Origin of the sequence: Parvimonas sp. D9 (assembly GCF_035282565.1) — a bacterium.
Classification (GTDB): Bacteria; Bacillota; Clostridia; order Tissierellales; family Peptoniphilaceae; genus Parvimonas; species Parvimonas micra.
This window is the reverse complement of sequence record NZ_JAYKBM010000235.1, coordinates 1-246: the sequence shown is the minus strand read 5'-3', so window position 1 is coordinate 246 and position 246 is coordinate 1. Positions and strand designations below refer to the sequence as shown.

Annotated in this window: 1 protein-coding gene; it reads right to left on the bottom strand. The window is 24.8% G+C overall.

Annotated features, from left to right (window positions below):
* On the bottom strand, nucleotides 1–164 hold a 164-nt coding region (locus tag VJI94_RS08695), incomplete at its 3' end, for an epoxyqueuosine reductase QueH (RefSeq protein ID WP_324009084.1).
* Nucleotides 165–246 lie beyond the last annotated feature (82 nt).

The following is a 246-nucleotide window of genomic DNA, read 5'->3' as shown; positions in this document are numbered from 1 at the left end:
GGATTATAATAAAAAATTGTAATTCTAAAATAATTAGACAAATACTCAAGGCAATAACTGCTACAAGGTCCGCAACATGAATGTAGTAGAAGAGTCGGAGCACAGTTGTTTTTTTCGTTTTCTTTAATTATATTTTCTAACAGCAATTGATAATTCTCTTTCATATTTGCCTCCTTACCGTTTTATTTTAACATAAATAGTATTTAAAATAAAATTTTAATCTATTTATAAATTTTCACATTCTTA